Source organism: Nocardia barduliensis, from assembly GCF_013315795.1.
In the GTDB taxonomy this organism is placed as follows: Bacteria; Actinomycetota; Actinomycetes; order Mycobacteriales; family Mycobacteriaceae; genus Nocardia; species Nocardia barduliensis.
Map to the genome: position 1 here is coordinate 36,751 of NZ_JABLTE010000021.1, position 24,923 is coordinate 61,673.

A 24,923-nucleotide genomic window follows, 5' to 3' on the forward strand; every position below is an offset into this window, starting at 1 on the left:
TCAGGCGGATACCGCGTCGGGGCGGACAGCGGCGAGCTTGTCCGCGAGTGAGCCGAGCAGCGCGGCCCGCTGCTCGGTGAGAAAGAAGTGACCGCCGGGCAGCAGCTCGGTGGAGCGCAGGCCCGGCAGGACGTCCCGCCAGGCCTCCAACTGGGTGGCCGCCACTTGGAGGTCGTCTCGACCGCCGAACAGGTGGGCCGGGCACGACGGCGCGGCGGCGGGGGTGAACCGGTAGTCGTCGAAGATCTCGAAATCGCTGCGCAACGCGGGCAGGAACAGCGCCATCACCTCGGGTGTCTCGCGCACCTCCGGCGGGATGCCGCCGTAATGGCCTACGGCGGTGACGAATTCATGATCCGACAGCTCCGACAAGCGCCCTGGCCTCGGCAGGTGCGGGGCGACCGCGCCACCGAGGAACAGTGCTCGCGGCACGATGCCCCCGGGAAGGCGGCGCGCCACCTCGTAGGCGGCCAGCGCACCCAGGCTGTGGCCGAAGAAGGCGAACGGCAGATCGGTCAGCGGCAGGACCCGCGCCAGCGCGGCGTCGACGAGATCGGTGAAGCGGCGGATCGGCGTCTGCGCCAGATGTCGCTGCCGGGCAGGCAGTTCGATCACGCACAGTTCCACCCAGTCGGGCAGCTCGCGCCGCCACGGGGTGTAGGTGGCGGCTTTGCCACCGGCGAACGGCCAGCAGAACAACCGCAGGGTCGGGGTACCGGCGGTTATGCGGTGAATGGTCAGCTCACCCGTTCCGAGGGATTGCGCCGGTTCGGAGGCGGCGGTATGTGTCATCGAGGTCGCGGCGGTTTCCGATTCGGGAGCGGCCGAGACTGCCGTCGAGGTCGGGACGGCGTCGGTTGCAGTGCGTTCCGATTCGTGGGCGGTCGGAAGCGCCGTCGAGGCCGCGGCGGCTGCGGCCGCACGGCTTTCTGATTTGGATCCGCCGGCGAGGGCGCGCAGATCGCCGACCGTCGCGATCCGGGTCACCGGCGCGCCCAGAGTCGCGAAGAACTTCGACAGTGGCGCCGACGGGCCGACCTCGTAGCGGGGTGTACCGGAGCGCAGCAACGCGCGCATGTTCGCGGTCCAGCGCACCGGGGCGGAGATCTGGCGGACCAGATGCTCCGTTAGGGTGTCGGGCCGGTGGAATTCGCCGGTGTAGTTCGAGGTCACCATGACCGCATGCGCGGCGCGGATACGCGGGGCGCACTCGGCCAGATGTCCGGCGAACTCGGCCTCGATGCCGCGCATCCACCGGGAATGGAACGGCGCGCTCACCCGCAGCGGGACGAACCGCAGGTCCGGCAGGCGCTCGGCGAGCACGGCGCGTGCGGCCGCGATCGCGTCGCTGCCGCCGCTGATCACAAGCTGGTCGGTCGAATTGTCGTTGGCCACCTCCGCGCCTGCCTCGGCTACGAGATCGCTCACCCCGGAGCCGGCGATGTCCGGCAGGATCAGCGCGGCCATCGCCCCCGCGCCCTCCGGTACGGCGCGCTGCATGAGCGCACCGCGGGTGCGCACCAGCCGCACCCCGTCGGCGAGGTCGAGCACGCCTGCCGCGACCAGCGCGGTGTACTCGCCGAGACTGTGCCCGCCGAAAGCGACCGGCCGCACACCGAATTCGGCCGCCAGTACCCGGTAGGCGGCGATCTCCATGGTCAGCACGCAGGGCTGGGTGTACTCGGTGCGATGCAGCCGCGGATCCCGCTCGGCGCAGATCCGCAGCAGATCCTCGCCCACCGCGGCGCTCGCTTCGGCGAAAGTGTCCCGGGCGAGGGCGAACTCGGCGCAGAAGTCCGCGCCCATCCCGGTGCGCTGGGACCCCTGCCCGGGGAAGACGATCGTGCACTCCGCGCTCATCGCAACGCCTCCGCCGTCGACTCGGCCGCGCGCGGCGCGGGGATGTAGCCGACTTCGGCACAGTGCGCCAGATACACCCGCACCAGATCCTCGGTCGGCGGGCAGTCGATGCCCGCCGCGCCCAGCACCCGCCGGGTGTAGGCGCAGTCGGCATACGAGCTCTCCTCGTAGTGGATGGTGCCGAACAGTTCGATGCCGTACTTGAACATCTCCAGGGTCTGGCTGTCGTAGACCTCGTCGGTGCCCAGCCGGTGGATCTGCCGGTCGGTGGCCCTGCGATGGAATTCCTCGAGCGGCACCAGATCCACTTCGTACCCGGCGCGCTGGACGTAGCGGACCACGTCGTAATAGCGCCGGATGTCGGGGTTGGTGAGGTGGTAGGTCTCCCGGTAGGTGGCGCGGTGCAGCGCGATGTGGGTGATCGCGGCGCTGACGTAGTCCACCGGGGTGATATCCCAGTGCACCGGCGTCAGCATCGTCTCGCCGGTCTCGATCATCGTCTTGAGGATGTCGTAGTACGCGCCTTTGACACTGACCTCGGAGAACGGGTACCGGCCGGTGCGGCTGTCGCCCATGATGTTGCCGGGGCGCACGATGTCCCAGAGCAGTCCGCGCTCGCTCGCCGCGCGGATCAGCTTCTCGGACTCGTACTTCGTCTGCTGGTAGGGCAGATGGTCATAGCCCTGCCCCAGCTCGAGATCGCGCTCGGTGAACGGCGGATTGTTGAAGTTGAGCCGGTCGCCCAGAGCGCTGAAGCTCGACACGTACACCAGGTACTTGCCGCGGGAGCGCAACGCGAACTCCACCGCGCGGCGTGTGCCCTCGACATTGATCGGGGCCAGCGCGTCGTAGAAGGTGACCAAGGTGGTGCGGCCCGCAGCATGGATGGTCAGGTCCACCTCGTCGGCGATCCGCCGCCAGGTCACCTCGTCCAGGCCGAGCCGCTCACTGGAGACGTCGCCCAGCACGGTGGTCACCCGCTCGGCGAAGACCTGATCGAGCGTTCCGTCCGGATCGTAGGTGCTCAGGAAGTGCTTGACCCGGCGCTCGGCAGCGGCCACGGTCTTGCCGCGCACCAGGCACGTCACCCGTACATCGCTGCGCGTGAGCAGATCGTGCAGCAGCTTGCCGCCCAGCACACCGGTCACGCCCGTGATGAAGACCGACCGGACCGGGATCGGGGCGTCCGTGTTCACCGGGGGGATGTCCTGCTGGACCGCCGCGGTCGCAGCCGCCGCGGTGGCGCGTGGGGCGTCGTTGCCGGTCGCCCCGGCGATGATGCCGTCGGCCACCAGGTACTGCGACAGCGACGCGATGGTCGGATACAGCTCGGTCGACTCCGCCGGGATCTTCACGTCGTAGTGCTTCATCAGCCGGTTGAGCATCCGGACGGTGGCCACCGAGTCGAACCCGAAGTCGGTGAAATCCGCGTCGAGGTCCAGCTCGGCCGGGTCGGTCTTGGTCAGATCGGCGAAGATGTCGCGGATGTGCTCGGCGAGCCGATCGCGCAGCCCGCTGTCGGATTCGTCGGCCGTCGGTTCGGTGCCGGCCGGTTGGTTGCCGCCAGTCGGCGTGGTGGTGATCGGCTCGGTGGCGCCGGGCGGCGTGGTGGTGACCGATTCGGTGCCGCCGGGTGGCGTGGTGGTGACCGGTTCGGTGGCGCCGGGCGTGGTGGTGGTAACTGGTTCGGTACCGCCGGGCGAGGCGGGCAGCGTGGGCGACTCGACCGGTTCGGTCGACGCCGGGAGGATCCGGTGCGCGGTGCCGTTCGTGGAACGGCCGTTGCGGGTCGGCTCGATTTCCTGCGCCACGACGGTTTTCGCGACGACGTGCGGAGCCGGGTGGCTGCGTCTGCGGTAGTCCTCGGGCACGATCCAGTACCTGCGCCGTGCGAACGGGTAAGTGGGCAGGCTCACGGTCCGGCCGAACGGCCGCTCGTAGCCCTGTTCCCAGTCCACGGTCCAGCCACCGGCCCACAACTCCGCGACCCGCGGCAGATTGCCCGACCGCAGCAGCGCGCGCACTTCGGCGCGGTCGGCGTCCGACTCGCCGGGAAGCTCGTCGAGGTCGCGGTGGGTGCGGGCAACACCGCGGAAGACCAGCAGCCCTTCGGCCGGTACCGGAACGTTCGAAACGGCTGTGCTGTCCAGCAATTCGACGAGTTCGGCCGTGGAGGTCGCGACCACCGCCAGGCGATGTTCGAACGCGCCGCGCCCGACGGCCAGCGTCCACGCCACGTCCGGCAGCGGCAACGGGTGATCGCGCAGCCGGTCCGCTGTGCGGGCGGCCAACTCGGCGAGCCGGTCGGCGTCGCGCGCCGACAACACCACGATCCGTGGCTGCCCGTCTTCGGGGGTCGGCGCGACGGGCTCGGCGTCGGTGAGGATCACATGCGCGTTCGAGCCCCCGGCACCGAACGAGCTGACCGCGGTGACGCGCGGCCTGCCGTCGTCGGGTCGCGGCCAGGCTGTGGGCCGATCGATGACCCGGAACGGTGACGCCGCGAAATCTATGCCCGGATTCGGCGGATCGCTGTGCAGGTTCGGCGCGATGGTGTCGTGGCGTAATTGCAGCAGGGCCTTCACCACGCCCGCGGCGCCCGCCGCCGCTTCCAGATGCCCCACACTGGATTTCGCCGATCCGATGCCGCAATAGCCGCGTTCGGATGTCGAGCGGCGGAAGGTCTTGGTCAGCGCGGCGATCTCGATGGGATCGCCCAGCGCGGTGCCGGTGCCATGGGCTTCCACATAGCCGATGTCCCCCGCGTCCACGCGGGCCGCGGTGAGCGCTCGGCCGATGAGGTCGGCCTGGGCGACCGGGTTCGGGACGGTGAAACCGTTGGTGCGCCCGCCGTGGTTGATCGTGCTGCCGCGGATCACGCCGTAGACGCGGTCACCGTCGGCGCGCGCGTGCCGCAGCGGTTTGAGCACCAGGGTCACCACTCCCTCGCCCGGCACGTAGCCGTCGCCGCCGGCGCCGAACGACCGGCAGCGGCCGTCGGTGGAGGCCCAGCGGCCGTAGCCGAGCAGCAGGTACTTGCCGGGGTGGATCGACACATTCACCCCGCCGGCCAGCGCGTAGGCCGCCTCGCCGCGACGCAGGCTCTCACAGGCCAGGTGCAGCGCGGTCAGCGACGCCGAGCACGCGGTGTCCACCGCGAGACTGGGTCCGTTGAAGCCGAAGTGGTAAGAGACCCGGTTCGCCACCGCGAAGTACCCCGAGATCGGCACGCCGACGAACGCCTGGTACTCGGCGTAACCCACCCCGGCGAAGACCCCGGCATCGGGCAGCCCGCGTTTCGCGGCGCTGCGGCGCACCCGATCCGGCGAGTACCCCGCGTCTTCCATTGCCGCCCAGCACGTTTCCAGGAACAGTCGTTGCTGCGGGTCCATCTCCTCGGCGTCCTTGGGGGTGATGCCGAAGAAGCGGGCATCGAACTTGTCCACGTCATCGAGGAATCCGCCCCAGCGCGCGTAAGTGGTGCCGGGCTCGTCGGGGTCATCGGACAGGTATTCGCGGTGATCCCAGCGTTGCGGCGGCACCTCCACGATGCAGTCGCGGCCCGCGACCAGGTTGGCCCAGAATTCCTCGACATTCCCCGCCATCGGGAACTTGCCCGCCATGCCGATGACGGCGATGTCGTCGGCGTCTTCCGTGCCGCCGAGGGCGGACTCGCCTCCGGTGTGATCGAGGGCGACGGTGTGCGCTGCCTCGGAGGCGGGGCTGGTGGTGGTCGTGTCGGCTGCGCTGCCCGGCGCTGTGCCCGTCGACGTTCTATCGGCGGCGTTGCCCGGTGCTTTGCCCGTCGACGTCCTATCGGCGGCGTTGCTGGGCGCGGTCGCGGTGGGCGTTGCGTCGGCTGCATTGCTGGGTGCGGACGCGGGGGTGGTGAGCGCGGCCAAGCGCGGCGCGTGCTCGTCGGCGAGGTATCCCGCGATGTCGCGGACGGTCTGGTACTCGAAGAACAGCGTGCTCGGCAGCGGGCCGAAATCGGATTCCAGCCGGTCGTTCATCTTGCTGATCAGCACCGAGTCGATGCCGTAGTCCTGCAGGGGAATACGAGTGCGGACGCGAAGCGGATCGAGTCGGCAGTATTCGGCGAGTAGATCTTTGAGGTAGGTCTCGGCGGTCTGTCGCAACTGCGTGGAACCCGGCGACGTCGACTCGCCAGCGCGGGGCGCGAGCCCATGAGCGTCTCGGTCGTTCCGGCGTGTGCCCTCGCCTTGGCGCGCGTTCGTCGCGAACCCGGGTACCGCCTGGCCCTCGGCAGCCTCTATCGATGCCGGAGTGCCATCGAGTGCCCCCGGGTTCGGTGTGCCCGGTGCCACCCCCTGGACGGTGTCGGCCGCGCGCAGTGGGCGCGGTGCCGCGCCGGTCGCCGGCAGCACAGCGCGCCGTGGGTCGGCGGCTGTCCGAGGCTCGGCGGTTGTCCCCGTTGCGGCGGCTCTCCGCGGTTCAGTAAGGCCCTGGACCTCACTCTGGGATACAGCGGCGCTTTGCGATTCGACCGGACCCGGTGATGCAGCCAGATCCGGGGATTCAGCTAGGCCCTGAGGTTCGGCAAGTGCCTGAGAATCGCCGACGCCCGCCGGTTCGGAGGGATGTTGCCGGCTCCGAGCGTCCGCTGCGCGGGGGGAGGGACGCGCACCGCTCGCGTCCGGTGCCCAGCACTTCTCACGGTCGAACTCGTAGCCCGGCAGGTGAATGCGGCGTGCGGCCGGGTCGCTCCAGCCCGTGTAATGGACATGCGCGCCCTCGACCCACTGCCGTGCCGCCGTTACCGGGTCGTCCAGCACGATGGCTCCGGCCCGGTCCCTGGTCGGGGTATCGACCGTTCCGGTGAAGACGCCTGCCGGACGATCGCCCTCGGCGAAAGCGGCCAGCCGAGCCGCGATCGCGTCCACCGAATCGCCGACCACCGCGAGCCGATGCTCGAATCCGCTGCGCCCGAGCGCCAATGTGCGCGCGATATCCGCGGGCACCAGCTCCGGATGCGCGGACAAATGCCTGCGCAGCGACCGCGCCATCCGGGTCAAGCTCGTGGCGTTGCGGGCCGAGAGCACGACCAGCTGCGGGCCGCCCGGTACATCGAGACGGACGGTGCTCGGCTCCGGTGCGCCGTCGACCACCACGTGCGCGTTGGTGCCGCTGAAGCCGAAGGAGCTGATCGCGGCGCGGTGCGGGGAACCGTTCCACGGGCGCAGTTCGGTGTTCACGAAGAACGGCGAGTCGGCCAACCCGAGCAGCGGGTTCACCGACGCGACGTGCAGCGAGGGCGGCAGCTGTCCGGCGCGCATGGCCAGCAGCACCTTGAACAGGCTCGCCATGCCCGCGGCGTGCGAGGCGTGCCCGATGTTCGATTTCACCGACCCCACCGGGATGGCGCCGACCGCGCCGGTGTAGTGCCGGAACGCGGCGGTGAGCGCCTCGATCTCGATCGGATCGCCCAAACGTGTTCCGGTGCCGTGGGTTTCGACGTAGCCGATGGTGGACGGATCGATCCCGCCGTCGCGATACACCGCCAGTTCCAGTTCGGTCTGCGCACGGACGCTCGGCGCGGTGATGCCGTTGGTGCGGCCGTCGTGGTTGATTCCGATCCCGCGGATCACACCGTGGATGGGGTCACCGTCGCGTTGCGCTGCGGACAGCGGCTTGAGCACCACCACACCGACGCCCTCGGCGATCACGAAACCGTCGGCGTCGTCGGCGAAGCTCGCGCAACGGCCGCGCGGTGACAGCATGCCCATCGAGGAGGCGAGCAGGTGGTATTCGGGTGTCACGAACACCGCGACACCACCCGCCAGCGCGAGTTCCGATTCGCCGGTGGCGAGGCTGCGGCAGGCCTGGTGCAGCGCGACCAGCGCCGAGGAGCAGGCGGTGTCCAGACCCAGACATGGACCGGTGAGATCCAGGTGATAGGCCACCCGGGCGGGCAGGATGGCCGGGCTGTTGCCGGTGAACATGTGGTGGGAACCGACCGTTCCGCGATTGCGCAGCAGGTTGGCGTAGTCCGACCCCGGTGACCCGGCGAACACGCCGCATCTGGTGCGGCGCAACGACTTCGGGTCGATGGCGGCGTCTTCCAGCGCGAGCCAGCTGTGTTCGAGGAACAACCGCTGCTGCGGATCCATGTAGTCGGCTTCGGCGGGCACCAGGTCGAAGAACGCCGGATCGAACTCCGCGACGCCGTCGAGGAAACCGCCCCACTTGGAGTAGGTCTTGCCCGGTGCCGCAGGTCCTGAGCGGAAGAAGTCGGCGATCGGCCAGCGCGACGCGGGTACCTCGGTCACGGTGTCGCGCCCAGCGGCGAGATTTCGCCAGAACTGCTCCAGGTCCGCCGCGCCCGGGAACTGCCCGGACATGCCGATGATGGCGATGTCCATCGATGTCGACCTCTCGCTGGGCCGCGCGGTCTGTGCGGCGGTGCGGATGGCGGGCGTCGATGCGCCCGAGACAGGAGTTGCCGGGGCGGTTACCGGTTGCGCCGATGTCGCCGCGGCGCCTTCTTCGGCCATGCGAGCGCTCAGGAGCCGTACCGACGGATGGTCGAACACCACCGTGGGGCGAAGCGTCAAGCCGTAGCGAGCGTTGACCTGGTCGATGATCTTCACCGCGAGAATGGAATCGACCCCGTACTCCGACAGCGGCAATTCCGCGCGCACCTCGCTGCGCGCAACCCCGAGTCCGTCTGCGACGATGGCGACCAGTTCGGCCTCCAGCGCCGAGGTGTTGCCGGACTGCGCGGGTGCGCTCACAGCGGTCGGCTGTTCCGCGGCGACCGCGGGTCCGGAGTGCGTGGCGGCGGCCGGTTCGGCGGCAACCGCGACGCGGGGCGGCACGGCGGAAACCGGTTCCGCGGCGATCCCCCGAGACGACCGGGCGGTCGCGATCTCGAAGCGGGACCGCGCGTCAGCGGCAGACTGGGCGACCGAAGCACGAGGCTGGGCGGCGGCGACCGCGAAAACAGGCTGTGCCGCAGCGGGTTCATCGGCAGCCGTGGGCTGAGTCTGCGCGGTGGCCGGTTCGGTGGCAGCAACGGTCTGAGACCGCGCGGCGGCGGGTGCGGCGGCAATAGCGGTCTGAGACTGCGCGGCGGGTGCGGCGGCGCTGACCGCGGCGAGCAGGCGGAAACTCGGCTCCGCGTCCGCGGACAGGCCGGGACCCCACGAACGGACTCCGGAGAATCCCGCCGCGGTCATCGCGGCCTGCCACTGCCGCTCGGACAGCAACGGCGAGTGCGGGATACGCGCCTCCGGATCGCGGTAGGCGTGCCAACCCTCCAGCAGCCCGAAGGTCAGCGCGAGCACCTCGAGGTCTGTTGTCGCCTCGGTGAACGCGAGCACACCGCCGGGCGTCAGCAGCCGCCGGACATTGCGCAGGGTCGCGTCGATCGACCGCGTCGCGTGCAGGACGTTGGCGCAGATCACCAGGTCGGCCTCATGCGCGGGAAATCCCTGCGCGACCGGATCGGCCTCGATGTCCAGCACCGCGAAATCCAAATGCGCGCGCGTGCCGAAGGTGCGCCGTCCGTGCGCGAGGAAACTGGGCGAGACGTCGGTGTAGTGGTAGTCGAACGCGATCCCGCTCGCGGCGAGCGCCTCGAGCACCGCGTGCGTGGAACCGCCGGTCCCGGCTCCGACTTCGATGATCCGCAGGGGCTGCGTGTCGTCGTGGCGGTGTGCGATCGCCGATACCAGTGCGGCGAGCAACCCGTTGCTGAAGTCGTAGGCGGCGTTGCCGCGATAGATGGCGCCCACCAAGCCGAGGTCGCCGCCGGGAAACAGCACTTCGGTCGCGGACAACTCCCCCCGCAGCACGCGCGGATACGCGGCCAGGCAGGCGCCCATCAACGTCACGTACGGCGCTGTCTCCGGGAAACGGGCGAGAAGGTCGGCGCGCATACCGCTGGTGCCAGGGGGCGGGCCGGGGACCACGATGCGGTCGTCCTGCCACCGCACCAGCCCGTGGCGCCGCAGGATGTCCAGGCAGCTGGTGCGCAGCCGGTCGAATTCCGGCCGCACGCCCAGGCGCGCGTCCAGCGACTTCGCGGTCCACTCCCCGGCGGTGAGGCCCATTCCGGCGAGGGTGGCGAAGAGCAGCATCGCCGCGTACCGGCCGAGTTCGGCTTTACCGGGCTCCACGATGCCCGTGGGCTGGACGGACGCCTCGAAACGCTCCACCGCGGCGTCGAATCCCGCGCGGGGCGGGGCGATGATCCAGTAGCCGGTGCGTTCGAAGGGGTAGCCGGGCAACGGGGTGCGCCGCAGCGGACCGCCGCGTGCGCGCCAATCGATGTCGGCGCCCGCGACCCACTGGCGGGCGAGTTCCTGTTCGCTTCGCGCCGGTGCGTACAGCGGTGGCCGGGCATGCGCGTCCACGGCACCGGTGACCACCGGGCCGAGCTGGTCGGTCCGGAACTGGTCGAGCGCCTCGGCCACCTCGATCGGTGCGGACGCGACCACCGCGAGCCGGTGTGCCAGTGCCGGCCTACCCACCTGCAAGGTGCGCACCGCGTCGGTGAAATCGGCGGGATCGAGGGTGCGGAAGTGCCGCGCCATGATCTCGGCGTAGCGACGCAGCCGCTCCGGTGTGCGAGCCGACAGCACGAAGATCTCCGGGCCACCCGTCGCGGCCGGGCGGACCCGCTCGTCGACGAATTCGGCGAGCACGACATGCGCGTTGGCTCCACCCGCGCCGAACGCGCTGATGCCCGCGTGCCGTGCCGTCACGACGCCGTCGACGGTGCGGCGCGGCCATTCCTCCAGTTCTCGCGGCAGGTGGAACGGCACCGAGTTGAACGCGATGGCCGGATTGGCTTGTTCGGCATGCAATGTCGGCGCGATCCGGCCGTGCCGCATCTGCAGCAGCACACGGGTCACGCCCGCCACTCCTGCCGCCGCCTCCAGGTGGCCGATGTTCGATTTCGTCGACCCGAGGGCGCGGGAGCGGCCGGTTCCGGCGGATCGGCCGAAAGCCGCCGCGAGTCCGGCGATTTCGATCGGATCGCCGAGCGGGGTGCCGGTGCCGTGCGCCTCCAGGTAGTCGATCGTGCCGGGATCGACTCCCGCCGCGCGCAGGGCCGCGCTGATCACCTCGGCTTGCGCGCCGGGATGGGGCACGCTGTAGCCGGAGGTCTGCCCGCCGTGGTTGACCGCGCTGCCCAGGACCAGGCCGTGGATGGTGTCGCCGTCGGCGCGGGCGGCCGACAGCGGCTTCAGATACAGCGCGCCGACGCCTTCACCGGGAACGTAGCCGTCGGCGGCGGCGGCGAACGGCCGGCAGCGGCCGCTGTCGGACATCATGCCCAAGCTGTGCAGCAGGAGGAATTTGTCCTCGTGCAGCAGCAGATTCACCCCGCCAACGATCGCCGCGTCGCATTCGCCGTCGAGCAGGCTGCGCCGGGCCAGATGCAGCGCGGTCAGCGACGCCGAGCAGGCCGTGTCCACGGTGAGGCTCGGCCCGCGCAGACCGAGCGTGTAGGAGGTGCGGTTGGCGATGGACGACGGGATCGAGGCCACCGCGACCGGCTCGCCGTCGCGGGTGGCCGCGACCCCGAGCAGCCGGTAGTCGCTCCAGGTGGCGCCGACGAACACGCCGACGCGGCGATCCCGCACGGCCGGGTCGGTGTGGTGGTATCCGGCGTGTTCCAGCGCCGCGTATGCCTGTTGCAGGAACAGACGCTCCTGCGGGTCCAGCAACGGCGCCTGGACCGGCGGAATCCGGAAGAACTGCGGGTCGAACCCGGCGACATCGCTCAGAAATCCGCCGGTCATCGGGGGTGCGCCGGGGCTGCCCTGGACGGCGGTGAGCCACCAGCGATCGGCGGGGACCGGGCCGACCGCGTCGTGTCCGTCCCGCAGGTTGCGCCAGAACTCCTCGATGTCCTCCGCGTCCGGGTAACGGCCGCTGATTCCGACGATCGCGATCGGTTCGTCACCGTCGGCGGCCGCGCGGCGTTCGTTCGTCGTCTGCGGCGCGGCTGTCGGCGCGCTCACCGGTTGCAGTCGTGCTCGCAGGGTCTCGGCCTGGCCCCAGACCGCGGCGAGTTGTGCGCGGTTCAGCGTCGCGCAGGACAACAGCAGGTCGAGTCCGGTCGCGGTGGGCAGCAGTCCGACACCGGCCCGCCGCAGGGCGGCGATCTGCTCGGCGGGCGGATGCATGCCGCCCTCGGCCCACAGCGGCCAGTTGACGCTGACCGTCCTGTTTCCGGCGCGGTCGCGCTGTTCGGCGACGGCGTCAAGGTAGCGGTTGGCCGCCGCGTAATCGGCTTGGCCAGGGTTGCCGAGCACTGCGGAGACCGACGAGAACAATACGGTCAGTTCGGCCTCCGGCAACGCCCGAGCCAAGTGCGCGATGCCGTAGACCTTCGGTGCGAGTACCGATCTCGCGTCGTCGCGGCCGGAGCCCGCGACCAGTCCGTCGCGCAACTGTCCCGCGCCGTGGTAGAGCACCTCGACCGGCCCGAAGGTGGCGTGGGCTATCGCGGCGACGCGTTCGGCGCCCGCGGCGACCGACACGTCGGCGCGGACGTGCACGGCTTCGGCACCGAGATCGTTGAGGTCGGCGAGCAGACCGGCGGCCGCGGCATCGAGTGCGCGGCGCGACACCAGGACCAGCCGTGCGCGGTATTCGGCGGCGAGGCGGTGGGCCAGATGCCGGGCGATACCACCGAATCCGCCGGTGATGACGACCACCGACCCCGGCCGCAGCACCGTGTCGCCGGAACCGGCCGCGGAACCCGCGAGCAGACGCGGGCGGCGAACTTCGCGGTGTCCGTCGTGGTAGCGGACCTCGGTGTCGGGATCACGTTCGTCGATGCCCAGTTCAGTGGACACGATCTCGCCGATCACGGCGGCCGGGTCGTACTGCACGGCCCGCAGCAGAGGTAGCGGCTGCTCGAGCCGCAATGTGCGCGCGAAACCGCCCAGCAGGGCACAACACGCTTCCCCCGCAGGGGTCGCGGGCCCGAGGGCCAGCACCCGGCGCACCGGCGGATCGGAGACCCCGGCGGTCGCCCGCACGAAATCGCGCAGCGGCAGATACACCCGCTCGATCAACGACTGCGGGTCGTCCTCGGTTACAGTTTCCGGCCACAGATACAGCGCCGCGTCGAAGCGCACCCGCCGGGCCGCCAGCTGTGCGATCAGCAGTTCCATGTGCTGTGCGTCCGTCGGGTCGATGACGAATGCATCCGCACCGGAGACGAATTCACTTCCCGGCCGTACGCGGACGACCGTAGCGGCGGTGCTGTGCGAGTAAGGGTGATCGGCGGTGTCGAAGACGAGCAATCCGGTCGGTTCGTGACGCGGGTGCACGGACGTGTCCGAATCCCAATCGAACCCGAAGGTGATCAGGTCCTCTTCTGTTGCGGAGGGAGGTTCGGGCACCGCGACCGGGGTTCTCGGGTCTGTACCCGCATCCCTGACCGGCGTGGATAGGGGCTCAGCCGCATCGAGGGCGGTCGGCAGACTCTCTGCGGCTTGGGTGATGTCGATCGCGCCTGCCTGCTCGGCTGTGGCTTGGTCGTCGCGGTGCCGGAGTTCCCCAGCGGCATCGATGCCCGGGTGGGTTCGCGGCGCGCTCGTGGGGTTCGCGGGACGGTAGTTCGCGCCCGCGGTGTCGGCGAGGTGTCCGGCGAGCGCTTCGATGGTCTGGTACTCGAACAGCAGCGTCGGGTAGAGCGGCTCGCCCACCCGTGTCTCCAGCTCGGCGGTCAGCCGCAGCAGGCGACCGGAGTCCAGGCCGAGTTCGTAGAAGCCCACGTCCGTCGCGATACCGGAGGGATCGGCGCCGAGTTCGGCGGCGACGAGAGCTGCCAGGTCGGCGGTGATCACGGCACGCGGGTCGTTCGGCGCGGCGGCCGGTGCCGGGCCAGGGTCCGCGGCGCGCCGCGGCGCGGGAGCGTCCCGGCCGGGCTGGGCGAGTAATCGCTGGATGTCCGCGCTGCCACGCACGCGCTTGGACGTCAGCCGATACCGCGCCACCGGCGATCCGTCCCGGTCGTAGAGCGCCACGTCTGCTTCGAGCAGGTCCGCGCCGTGTCCGCCGTGCACCGCTGCCCGCACGTGCACCTGTTCGGGCGTGGCCCGCCAGGCGCGTACGTCGCCGAAGTAGATCGGGATGAACGCGCTGTCGTCGTCCACGCCCAGCCGCTGCGGGTCGACGAACGGCACGATGGTCGAGGCGTCCAGGAACGTCGGATGCAGCAGGAAGCCGGGCAGATGCGCGGCCGCTTCGGGGCCCAGCCCCATCGTCGCGGTGACCACGTCGTCGCTGCGGGAGAAATGGCCGGTGACGCGCATGAAGTCGCGATGCTCGATACCGCGGCCGCCGCTCTGGGCGTACATCTGCGCCATCCCGCGCGCTTGCCCCGCCGCCGGGAACGAACCCACGTCGATCCCGGGCGGTGCCACTGCCGAATCGGACCGCACCACAGTACATTCCGCGATCGGCTCGACCGGCCCGTCCGCAGCGCCCGCGGCGTCCAAGCGCTGCACGTCGATGGCGATTCGTCCCGTCGGCCGGTCGACCCGGAACGCGATGCGTACCGCGCCGTCGGCGCCGAGGGCCACCGGACGCTGGAACAGCGCCTCCCGAATCGTCAGCTCGCCGGGCCGGTAACCGGCCGCCATCGCCGCACGCAGGATCATGTCGAGATACACCACGCCGGGCAGGATCCGGACGCCGTGCACCCGGTGGTCACGCACCACCGGGTCCTCGGCCCGCACGGTGGTCGCGAAGCTGTCCAGTTCGATCCCGCTCATAGCAGCGGCTCCACCCGGAGGAACGACGGCGCGGGCGCGCTCTGCGGCATCGGGACCACGATGCGCGGCACAGGCTCCGTCGATGTGCTGGGAACCGTTTTCGGCAGCATGAAGCTCCTCTTGCGGAAGACGGGTGGATCAAGGGGTCGGCGAGTCGGGCGGTGCCCGTCGGGCGCCTGCTCGACGACGAGGTGGGCGTTGGTGCCGCCGAAGCCGAACGAGCTGACGCCCGCCGCGCGGGGCCTGCCGTCGGCGGGCCGCCACGGACGCAGTTCCCGGTTGACATACAGCGGCGACCCGGTGAACTTGAAGCGCGGATTGAGGTTGTCGCAGTGCAGCGACGGCGGGAGCGCCGCGTGGTGCACGGCGAGGATCGTCTTGACGGCCCCGGCGATGCCCGCCGCGGAAAGCAGATGCCCGATATTGGTTTTCACACTGCCGACCGCGCACGGTTCCGGCCCGCGTGACCGGTCGCCGAGCACGGTCGCGAGCCCCTTCAATTCGATGGGGTCACCGATCATGGTGCCGGTGCCGTGCGCCTCCAGATACGACAGCGCGTCCGGCGACATGCCCGCCATATCGAGCGCCGAGGTCACCACGTCGATCTGCGCCCGCATATTGGGCGTCGTGATGCCCATGGTGTGCCCGTCGTTGCCGATCGCCGAGCCGCGCAGCACCGCGTAGACGCGATCACCGTCGGCGAGCGCGTCGTCGAGCCGTTTGAGCAGCAGCAGCGCCGCGCCCTCGCCCGGTACGAAACCGTCGGCATCCTCGGAGAACGTCGCGCACCGGCCGTGCGGCGAGAGCACACCCGCCGCCGAAAGGGTGACGAACAGCATCTCGTCGAGCAGCACCTCCACGCCGCCGGCCAACGCGGCGTCGACCTCGCCCGCGCGCAGCGCCTGGCAGGCCAGATGCACCGACAGCAACGACGACGAGCACGCGCTGTCGAGCACGACGTTGCCCGCGTGCCAGTCGAAATAGTCGGAGATGCGCGCGGCGATGAAGTTCTGCCCGACGCCGATGATGGTGTGCCGGTCGGCGACCGGAATCCGGTTGAAGTAGTTCGCCGCCCGGCTGCCCGCGTAGACGCCGACGCGCTTGCCCGCCAGCTCGTCGCGCCGGTATCCGGCGTCGGTGGTGGCCAGCACCGACGTTTCCAGCAGCAGCCGTTGCAACGGGTCCATCTGCCAGGCGAGTTCGTCGGTGACCCCGAAATACTCCGGATCGAACAGATCCACGCCGTCGACGAATCCGCCCCACTTGCTGCTGGTCAGACCCGGACCGCCGCCGGGGCGGTAGAACCGGGCCGGATCCCAGCGAGCCGGGTCCACCTCGCGGACACCGGATTCGCCCGCGGCGAGCAGGCGCCAGAACGCGTCCGGCGTGTCGCCGCCGGGCAGGCGGCAGCCGACGCCGATCACCGCGATCGGCTCGGCTGCCCGGCCGCGGCGGGCGTCGGCGGCCCAGGCGGCTGTGGTGGGTCTCGGCTTCCCGGTCTCGTCTGTGCTCGGCGGATCTTCCGATGCCGGTCGCGGATCGGCCGGGGGCGGTGCGGGCGTGAAGCGTTCGGGGAACTGCTCGGTCAATAGACCCGCCAGCGCGTCCAGCGTCGGGAATTCCAGCACCAGCGCCGGGTCGAAGGGTTGACCGACGACCTGCTCGATCCGGCGCACCGCCGAGGCGATCAGCACCGAGTCCGCGCCGTACTCCTCGAACCGCTTGTCACCCTCGAAGCGGGCGGGGGCCAGCTTCAATTCGTCGGAGAAGATCCGAAGCAGTTCCTCGTACGCCGCTGAGGAGCCGTTTGCCGCTGTGGACCCGCTTGTCGCCGTGGCGCTGTTCTTCGCCGTTGCGCCGTTCGGCGCCGCCGGCCAGGCCGGTGCGGCCGCCGTCTCCGGCGCGGGTCGGCTCGTGTGTGTCGAGAGGCGCAGGGGCGCGCCGTGATACGGCAACACCACTGGGGCGGGCAAGCCCAGCACCGCGTCGAGCAGCTCGAACCCCTCCGCAGCGCTGAGCGCCGGCAGGCCGGTGGCCCGATAGGCCGCGCTGGTTACCTCACCGAACCCCGTGTCGCGGAACGACGGCCAATTGACCGACCGGAAATAGGTTCGTCCCAGGGCATGCTGGGCCTCGGCGAACCGGTCCAGATGCGCGTTGGCCATCGCGTAGTCCGACAGGCCCACCGCCAGGCCGGGCAGCACGGCCGACACCGAGGAGAACAACACGAAGAAATCGGGACGGTCGGCGGCCAGCACGTCGGCGAGGACCGCGGTGCCGGTCAGCTTGGGTTCGAGCACGGTAGCGATGGCGGGGCCGGTCTTGCGCACGAAAGCCGGGCTCTCGCCCGAGACGCTTCCCGCGCAGTGCAGCACGCCACCGATCGGGCCCAGCTCGCGTCGCACCCGGTCGAAGAAGCCGGACAGCGCCGTCTCGTCGGTGAGGCTACCGAAGTAGGTTCGCACCGCGACGCCGCGATCACGCAGCTCGACCAGCCGCCGCACCTTGTCCGCTCCGGGCCCGGACCCGGCAGCCACCCGGTCCCAGTCCTGTTCCGCGGGTAGCGGTTCACGGCCGAGCACGGCCAAGCGGCGCGCCCCCCGCTCGACCAGCGCCGCGGCGAACTCCGCGCCGAGTCCGCGCGTGCCGCCGGTCACCACATAGGTGCGGGCGGGATCGACCACGAGACCGTCACGTGACGTCGCGTCCGCCAGTTCGACGGTCTCACGGATACCACCGCGATACCGCACTCGCGGGCAGCCATCCTCGGCGGCGGCGCTCTCAGCACCCAGGATCGCCAGCAACCGCACGTAATCGGCGCATACCGCACCGCGCTCGGCGACCACGTGCACGCTTCGCGTGCGCACGTCCCGGATCTCTTCGGCGAGCGCGGCGACCAGACCGCCCACCGGCGCCGACTCCGGGCCGTCGGCGCCGGGATGTCCGGCGGTGACGTGCACCAGCGCGAGCGAGCCGGCGCGCGCCTCGACCACACCCTGGTACAGCCCGATCCGGCCGAGGTCGCCGGTGGGCAGTCCGGCCGCCGAAACGAGGTCGCACACATCGAGCAGGCAGTCGGTGTCGGGGTAGCGCGTCACCAGCGCACGGCCGAGAGCCGCGCCCGCGTCGAAGTCGGCGCGGTTCAGGTCACCCGGCAGGTCCGACAGCCGTACCAGACGACCCGCGTCACCCGCTGCGGCGGCGAGCGCCTCCACCAGGTGGCGCGGGGTACGCGCGTCGTATATGACCAGGATGCGGCGGGAACGCAGGTCACCGCTGGGCAGAGGGGCTTCCCGCCACACCGGAACCATCAACCGGCGTTCCGCTGACGCGAGTTGCGGGGTTGACGTGTCTTGCGGGGCGGATGTCGACCGAGGGGCCGACGCAGACTCCGGAAGTCCGGACTCCGCCGCTGACCGGTCCGATGAATGCTGCGGAGCGTCGGCCGGTCTGGACCGCGCTACCGGATCAGATCCCGAATCTCGCGCGGGACCGGCACCAGGCGCGACATCCGGAATCCAGTACCGCTCCCGGGCGAACGGGTAGGTCGGTGCGGGGATACGGCGCCGGGGTCCTGGATCGCGGACGGTAGCCCAATCGACGTCGCCGCCGCCGAGCCAGCGCGCTATACGGGAGTCCTCCGCCGCATCCGGGCACGACCTGGCGCCGGGTACGTCGTCCACCCAAGCCCGTACGGCGGCGCGCAACTGGTCGATGTCCCGCGCCACGAAGGCGGCGCGAGCGCTGCCCGCCTGACGGCCCACCTGCATGGTGTAGGCCAGATCGGCGATGTTCGGCTGCTGCGCGGCAAGGTAACGGTCCAGCGCGGCAACGTATTCCGTCAACCGCTCGCTGTCGCGAGCCGACACCGGGACGACCTGACCGCCGCTGAACCGGGTCTCCGGCCTGCGGTCGACGTACTCTTCGATCACCACGTTGGCGTTGGCACCACCCGCGCCGAACGAACTCACCGTCGCCCGTCGCGGCCGCGCAGGGTCTCCGCCGGGCCAGGACAGCGGTCGAGTCGGGATCCGGAATGGTGTCGCCGCGAAGTCGATGTTCGGATTCGGCGGTATGGCGTGCAGCGAGGGCACGATGGTCCGGTGGCGCAGTTGCAGCAGCACCTTCGTCACCGCCGCGACACCGGCCGCCGCCTCGAGGTGGCCGACATTGGACTTCACCGAGCCGATCGGCAACTCGGACACACCGGAGTCGCCGAAAACCTTGGCCAGACCGGCTATTTCGATCGGATCGCCCAGTGCGGTGCCGGTGCCGTGCGCTTCGATGTAGGACACCGAAGCCGGGTCGATCCCGCCGACGCGCAGCGCCGAGCGGATCACCCTCGCCTGTACGTCGGGATTGGGCACCGTGAAGCCGTTGACGCGGCCGCCGTGGTTGATCGCGGTGCCCTTGACGACGCCGTAGATGGTGTCGCCGTCGGCTTCGGCGTCGGCCAGCGGCCGCAACACCATCGCGCCGACACCCTCACTGGCCACGTATCCGTCGCCACCCGCGCCGAAGGAACGGCAGCGGCCGTCGGTGGAGGCGAACTGTCCCTGGCTGAGCGCGACGAACTTGTAGGGATGCAGCGACAGATTGACGCCGCCGACCACCGCCAGCCTGCATTCACCGGTGCGGATGCTCTGGCAGGCCAGGTGCAAAGCGGTGAGCGAGGACGAGCACGCCGTGTCCACCGCCATGCTCGGCCCTTGAAAGTCCAAGGCGTGCGACACGCGGTTGGGGATGCTCCAGAACGTCGACCCCGGCAGCGTGCCGCGCCCGAGCCGGGACTCCTCCGCCCCGAACATCTGGTACGTGCCCCACATGACGCCCACGAACACCCCGGCCTGCTCCGGGTGCAGGCCGCCGCGGGCCAGGTCGGCGCGCGAATGTCCGGCGTCTTCCAATGCGGCCCAGGCGGTTTGCAGGAATAGTCGCTCCTGCGGGTCCAGGATCTCCGCCTCGCGCGGGGAGATGGCGAAGAACAGCGGATCGAAACAGTCGACGTCGTCGAGGAATCCGCCCCACTTGGTGTAGGCGGTGAACGGGTTGTGCCGGTCCGGGACGAAATAGCGGGTGTGGTCCCAGCGGTGCTGCGGGATCTCGGTGACGCAATCGCGTCCCTCGACCAGCACCCGCCAGTACTCGTCCAGCCCGTCCGCGCCCGGGTACCGCCCGCTGACACCCACGATCGCGATATCCCCTACGGCGTCCGCGTGTGAGGCGGAATTCGAGCCAAGGCGTGTGTGGGGCCGGGTGGGGGTCGCAGCTGACGCGAACGAGTCCGCCCCCCGCCGCGCCGCCGGTTCCGGTGCGGACCCGGACCCTCCGTCGTCCACGAGCGGGCGCGTGGCAGGGATCGACGCGCTGGAGGTGTCGGGCTCGTCGCCGAGCGCGGTGAGCCCGTCGACCGGCGCCTGCTGGCGTAGGGCGGCTTCCGCGTCCGATGCGAGCGGAGCGATCCCCGATTCCAGGGCGTCGGCCGTGGAAGCGGATGTCCGCGCCGCCGTTCGATCGGCAGAACTGCCACCGGCCTCGGTAGCCGGTGGCGCGAACGGCTCCCCAGCGGTGCCCAACCGCACCAGCAGGCCGACCACCGCGCGCGGTGTGGGGTACTCGAAGGCCAGCGTGGCGGGCAGGCGGTGGCCGCTGGAGCGCGACAGTTCGTCGCGGATCTCGAGGGCCGCCACCGAGTCGAGCCCGAGTTCGTGCAACGGCCGATCAAGATCGTCCTCTGGCGCCAACCCGAGGCAGCGCCGTACCAGCGCCTCCATTCGGGCAGGCAGATCCGAGACATCGCCCGCCGCGGAGGCGGCCACCGGCGCAACCTGATCCCGCAGCACCTCCGGCACGTCGACTCCGGGCGCCACTGCGGGCGCGAGTGGCATCGTGGCGACCGCGCCGGTCGCCCCGGCATCGATCAGTCGGGTGAGCGCATCGAGCGCCTGCTCCGGGCGCAATGTGCCGTAACCGCGCCGGGCCAGCCGCTCCACCGCGCCGCTGCTGAGCCGCTCGACCATTCCGGTCTCCGCCCACGGACCCCACGCGATCGACAGCGCGGGCGAGCCCGACGCACTGCGCGACTCGGCCACGCCGTCGAGAAAGGCGTTCGCGGCGCCGTAGCTGGACTGGCCCGGCAAGCCGACCACCCCCGCCGCGGAGGAGAAAAGCAGGAACATCCGCAAGGAACGCCCCTTGGTCAGCTCGTGCAGATTCCACGCCCCGAGCGTTTTCGGCGCCAGTACCCGCCGGGCCCGCTCGGCTGTCTGCTCGGCGATCACCCCGTCATCGAGCACTCCGGCCAGATGCACGACCCCCGCCAGCGGGGGCAGCTCGCGGTCGATCCAATCCAGCGTGGCGGCTACGGCAGCGCGATCGGTGACGTCGAGTGACCGCACCGTGATGCGAGCTCCACGCGCCCGCAATTCGGCGAGCACCGATTCCGCCCGGGAGTCGGGAGCCGACCGCGCGGCGAGCACCAGATCCGCCCGACCCTGGTCGACGAACCAGCGAGCCAGCCGCAAACCCACACCGCCGAGCCCACCGGTGATCAGCACCGTGTGCGCCGCGGTGTTCCCAGCCGTGAACCCGGCGGGCACCGTCTCCATCGGCACGAGCCGCGGCACGTGCCGGCGTCCGTGGCGCAGGGCGAGCTGACGCGGCGCCGAGGGCGTGACCAGCGCGTCGGCCACGGTCCGGATATCGGTCGTGTGATCGAGATCCAGGACGCGGCAACCGATTTCGCGGTGCTCGAGCTGCGCGCTGCGGGCAAAACCCCACAGCGCCGATTGCTCCGGCGCCACCTGATCGGTGGAATCGACTCGCTGCCCGTGCCGGGTGAGCAACCACACCGCGGGTTCACCCGCCGGCGCGGCAGCCTGCACCAGATGCAGCGCACCTGTCACCAGGCGCTCCGCGCGAACAGGTACGGGCGCGTCATCGGCCGACAGCGCGCCCGCGAAAACGATTCCACGCAGCGGTGCGCGTGCGTCGGTGGCCGCGCCCAGCAGTGCGCGCACCGCCGCGGGTGCGTCCAGATCGACCTCGTACTCGTTCTCGGCACGGAACCCGAAACCCCGGCCGGGCCGGGCGAGCGCGCAGTCCGCTCCGCGCGCCCGGAGGGCGTCGGCGAGTTCGTCGGTGAAGTCCGTGGCTCCGATGACCAGCCAGCGTCCGGTCGTGCCGGTGGGCTGCGCCGATTCGATTTCCCGCCAGTCGATTCGATAGGTGTCCGCGGTGAGCCGGTCCCGGGATGCGCGGGTGGACGCCTGCCCGTCCGGATTCGGTGTCGGCATCACTCGCAGTCCGTTCGCGACCACCACCGGGCAACCCTCCTCATCGAGCAGTCGAACATCGGCGACACACAGCTGTGGCGTCTGCTCGACGACGCGCACATGACCGAATCGAACGGTGCCCGCGGCGGCCGAGACGAGGACCCGGTCCACGGCGAACGGCACCCAGGTCTGCTCGCCAGCGGGCGGCGACATCGCCGCGTATGTGGCTTGGAACGCCGCGTCGAGCAGGGCCGGGTGCACCATGCCCGCGCCGCCGTCGGCGCCGAGGTCCGACAGTGACACCAAGGCTTCCCGCGGGCCGAAGCGCACGTCGACGACACGGCGGAACGCGGGGCCGTAAGGCAGGCCGGCCCGGCCGAGCAGTCGATAGAAGTCGGTTCCGGCCAGGGTTTCCGGACAACGCGCAAGCACCTGCGCGAGGCTGGGGCCTTCCGGCATCCGGTGCGGCCCGGTCAAGGCGAGGGCGCGCGCGTGCCGGCCTGCGCTCTCGGTCGTCACCTGCACCGACACCCCGTCGGTGCTCGGCGCGGAGTTCACCCGCACCCGCTGCGGGCCGGTCAGCGTGAGCCCGCTGGTGATCACCAGGTCGTCGATCGCGACGACATCATCAGCGAGCAGTTCGCGCGCGGTGTCGGCGATGGTCGCGACGAACCAGGCGCCCGGAACGACCACAGCCCGATCCACGACATGGTCGGCCAGATAGCTCGGGGCGTCCGGTGCGATCGTCACATCGAAGGACGTTGTGCTGCTGCGCGAAACAGGGGAACTCGCGTGCCGTACTTCCTCGGCAGGAACTGGGCTCTCGGCCTGCCGCGATCGCATCGCGAGGTTCGCACGCCGGGCGTGATCGACACTCGGTTCGGAAAGCGAGTCGACCCAATAGCGCCGCCGCTGGAAGGGATACGTCGGGGCGAGGACGCGCTTGCGATCGTGCGGCCGGTGCACCTGCTCCCAGTCCACCGGCACGCCGGCGACATACAGGTGGCCGAGCGCCGTCATCATCGTCTCGCGGTCGCCGCGTCCGCGTCGCAACGACGCGACGAACCGAGCCGAGTCGCCCAGCACTCGCTTGCCGAGCCCGGACAAGGTCGGCTGCGGGCCGATCTCGAGGAAAACTTCGATTCCCAACTCGGCCATGGCACGTATGCCCTCGGCGAAGCGCACCGGCTGACGCGCATGCCGCGCCCAGTACTCGGGGCTGAGCTCTCCCGCCCGCAACGGCGCCCCGGTGAGGTTCGAGACGAGCGGAATCGCGGGATCGGTCATCCGGGCGCGCGCCGCCGCCACGGTTAGGTCATCCAGGATCGGATCCATCGCCGCTGAATGGAAGGCGTGCGAGACGGCAAGGTCCGCGGTCCGGAAACCCTGGGCGACGAGCTGTTCTCGAAGCTGATCGAGCGAGGTGCGCGGTCCGCCGACCACCACTTGGGCCGGTCCGTTGTATCCGGCGATCGCCGCCGCGGGTTCGTATCGCGCCACCAGCGGCGCGACCTGCTCGGCGGAAGCGTCGACCGCCAGCATCCCGCCGCCCTCCGGCAGGCGCTGCATCAACTTTCCGCGCTCGGCGACCAGTCGCAGGGCGTCCTCCACGGCCATGGCGCCCGCCGCGCAGGCGGCCACGTACTCCCCGACACTGTGCCCGAGCACCGCGGCCGGGGTGATCCCCCACGAGCGCCACAGCTGCCACAACGCCCATTCGACGGCGAACAACACCGGCTGGGTGAACCCCGTCCGACCCAGCAACTCGGGACCGTGCTCGCCGTACACGGCGTCGATCAGCCCGATACCGTCCTCGATCGGTCCCAGCACGGCGTCGCAGTGCCGCAGCGCCTCGCGGAAGACCGGTTCGGAGTCGAGCAGTTCGCGCGCCATGCCGGGGTACTGCGCTCCCTGCCCGGTGAACAGCAGCGCCACCTCGGCTTTCGATGTTCGCTCCACCCGGCCGCGGATCAAGGTCGGCGGTCGGTCGCGCAGCTCTCGCGCGGCGGCGTCGCCGGTCGCGGCGACGACCGCGAGCCGCTCCTGGAAATGGGTACGCGCGGTGGCGGCGGTGTAGGCCAGATCCCCGAGCGGGACACGCGCCGAATCGATGTCGTCCGCCCAGCGCTGCGCGCTGTCGGCAAGGGCGGTTTCGTCACGGGCGGACAACACCAGCACCTGCGCGGCCGACGATTCCGGTCGCGGAGCCGGTGCGGGATCACCCTGCGCCACGATGACGTGCGCGTTGGTACCGCTCATCCCGAACGAGCTGACCCCGATCGCGGGTGGATGCCCGGTCCGCGGCCAGTCCCGTGCCTCGCCGACCACTTCGAGCGGCAGACCGGCCCAATCGATCAGCGGGTTCGGTGTGCGGAAGTGCAGGCTCGGCGGAATCCGGCGGTGCTGCAACATCAGCACGGCCTTGATGACACCCGCGACGCCGGCCGCGCCCTCGGTGTGCCCGATATTGGTCTTCACCGATCCGATGAGCAGGGGTTGCGTGCGCCCGGCGCCGTACACCTCGGCCAGCGCGGTGGCCTCGATCGGGTCGCCGAGCGGAGTGCCGGTGCCGTGCGCCTCGACGTAGTCCACCGTGTCCGGCCGCAGGCCCGCCTGGTCGAGCGCGTCGGCGATCACTCGTTGCTGGGCGGGGCCGTTGGGCGCGGTGAGACCATTGGACCGCCCGTCGTGATTCACCGCGACGCCACGCACCACGGCCAGCACCCGGTCGCCGTGACGGCGGGCTTCCGACAGCCGGGTCAGCACCAGCACGCCGCACCCGTCGGCGCGGACGTAGCCGTTGGCGTCGGCGTCGAACGCCCGTGAGCGTCCGTCGGGCGACAGCGAGGCCAGACGGCAGAAACCGATGGTGGTCTCCGGAGCCAGCTGCAAGTTGACACCGCCGACCAGCGCCAGATCACAACGACCCGCGCGCAACCCGTCCCAGGCCGATTGCAGCGCCACCAGCGACGAGGAGCAGGCCGTGTCCAGCGTCAGCGCCGGACCTTGCAGGCCGAGCACGTAG

General features: G+C 70.8%; 3 protein-coding genes (1 of these 3 running past the window's edge). All 3 read right to left on the bottom strand.

What is annotated here, in order from left to right; genetic code table 11:
• Tightly spaced (each overlapping or abutting the next), the 3 genes in view from HOV91_RS11955 to HOV91_RS11965 form a layout consistent with a single transcriptional unit that may run on beyond the window.
• Positions 1-1,860: a thioesterase domain-containing protein gene (locus tag HOV91_RS11955; protein ID WP_174185438.1), complete on the bottom strand. Its 1,860-nt coding sequence runs from the start codon at positions 1,858-1,860 to the stop codon at positions 1-3.
• Positions 1,857-14,624 carry a thioester reductase domain-containing protein gene (locus HOV91_RS11960; protein WP_174185439.1) on the bottom strand — a complete coding sequence of 4,256 codons (12,768 nt, stop codon included), beginning with the start codon at positions 14,622-14,624 and terminating at the stop codon, positions 1,857-1,859. Before HOV91_RS11960 ends, HOV91_RS11955 begins: the two co-directional genes overlap by 4 nt.
• Positions 14,621-24,923: the end of a type I polyketide synthase gene (locus HOV91_RS11965; protein ID WP_174185440.1), read on the bottom strand. The gene runs 10,994 nt beyond the window's last position; only the last 10,303 of its 21,297 coding nucleotides appear in the window; its start codon lies beyond the right edge, outside the window; the stop codon is at positions 14,621-14,623. Before HOV91_RS11965 ends, HOV91_RS11960 begins: the two co-directional genes overlap by 4 nt.

Coding starts and splice junctions, on each gene's coding strand:
- HOV91_RS11960 (WP_174185439.1), bottom strand. CDS start 14,624: ATGAGCGGGATCGAACTGGACAGCTTCGCGACCACCGTGCGGGCCGAG.
- HOV91_RS11955 (WP_174185438.1), bottom strand. CDS start 1,860: ATGAGCGCGGAGTGCACGATCGTCTTCCCCGGGCAGGGGTCCCAGCGC.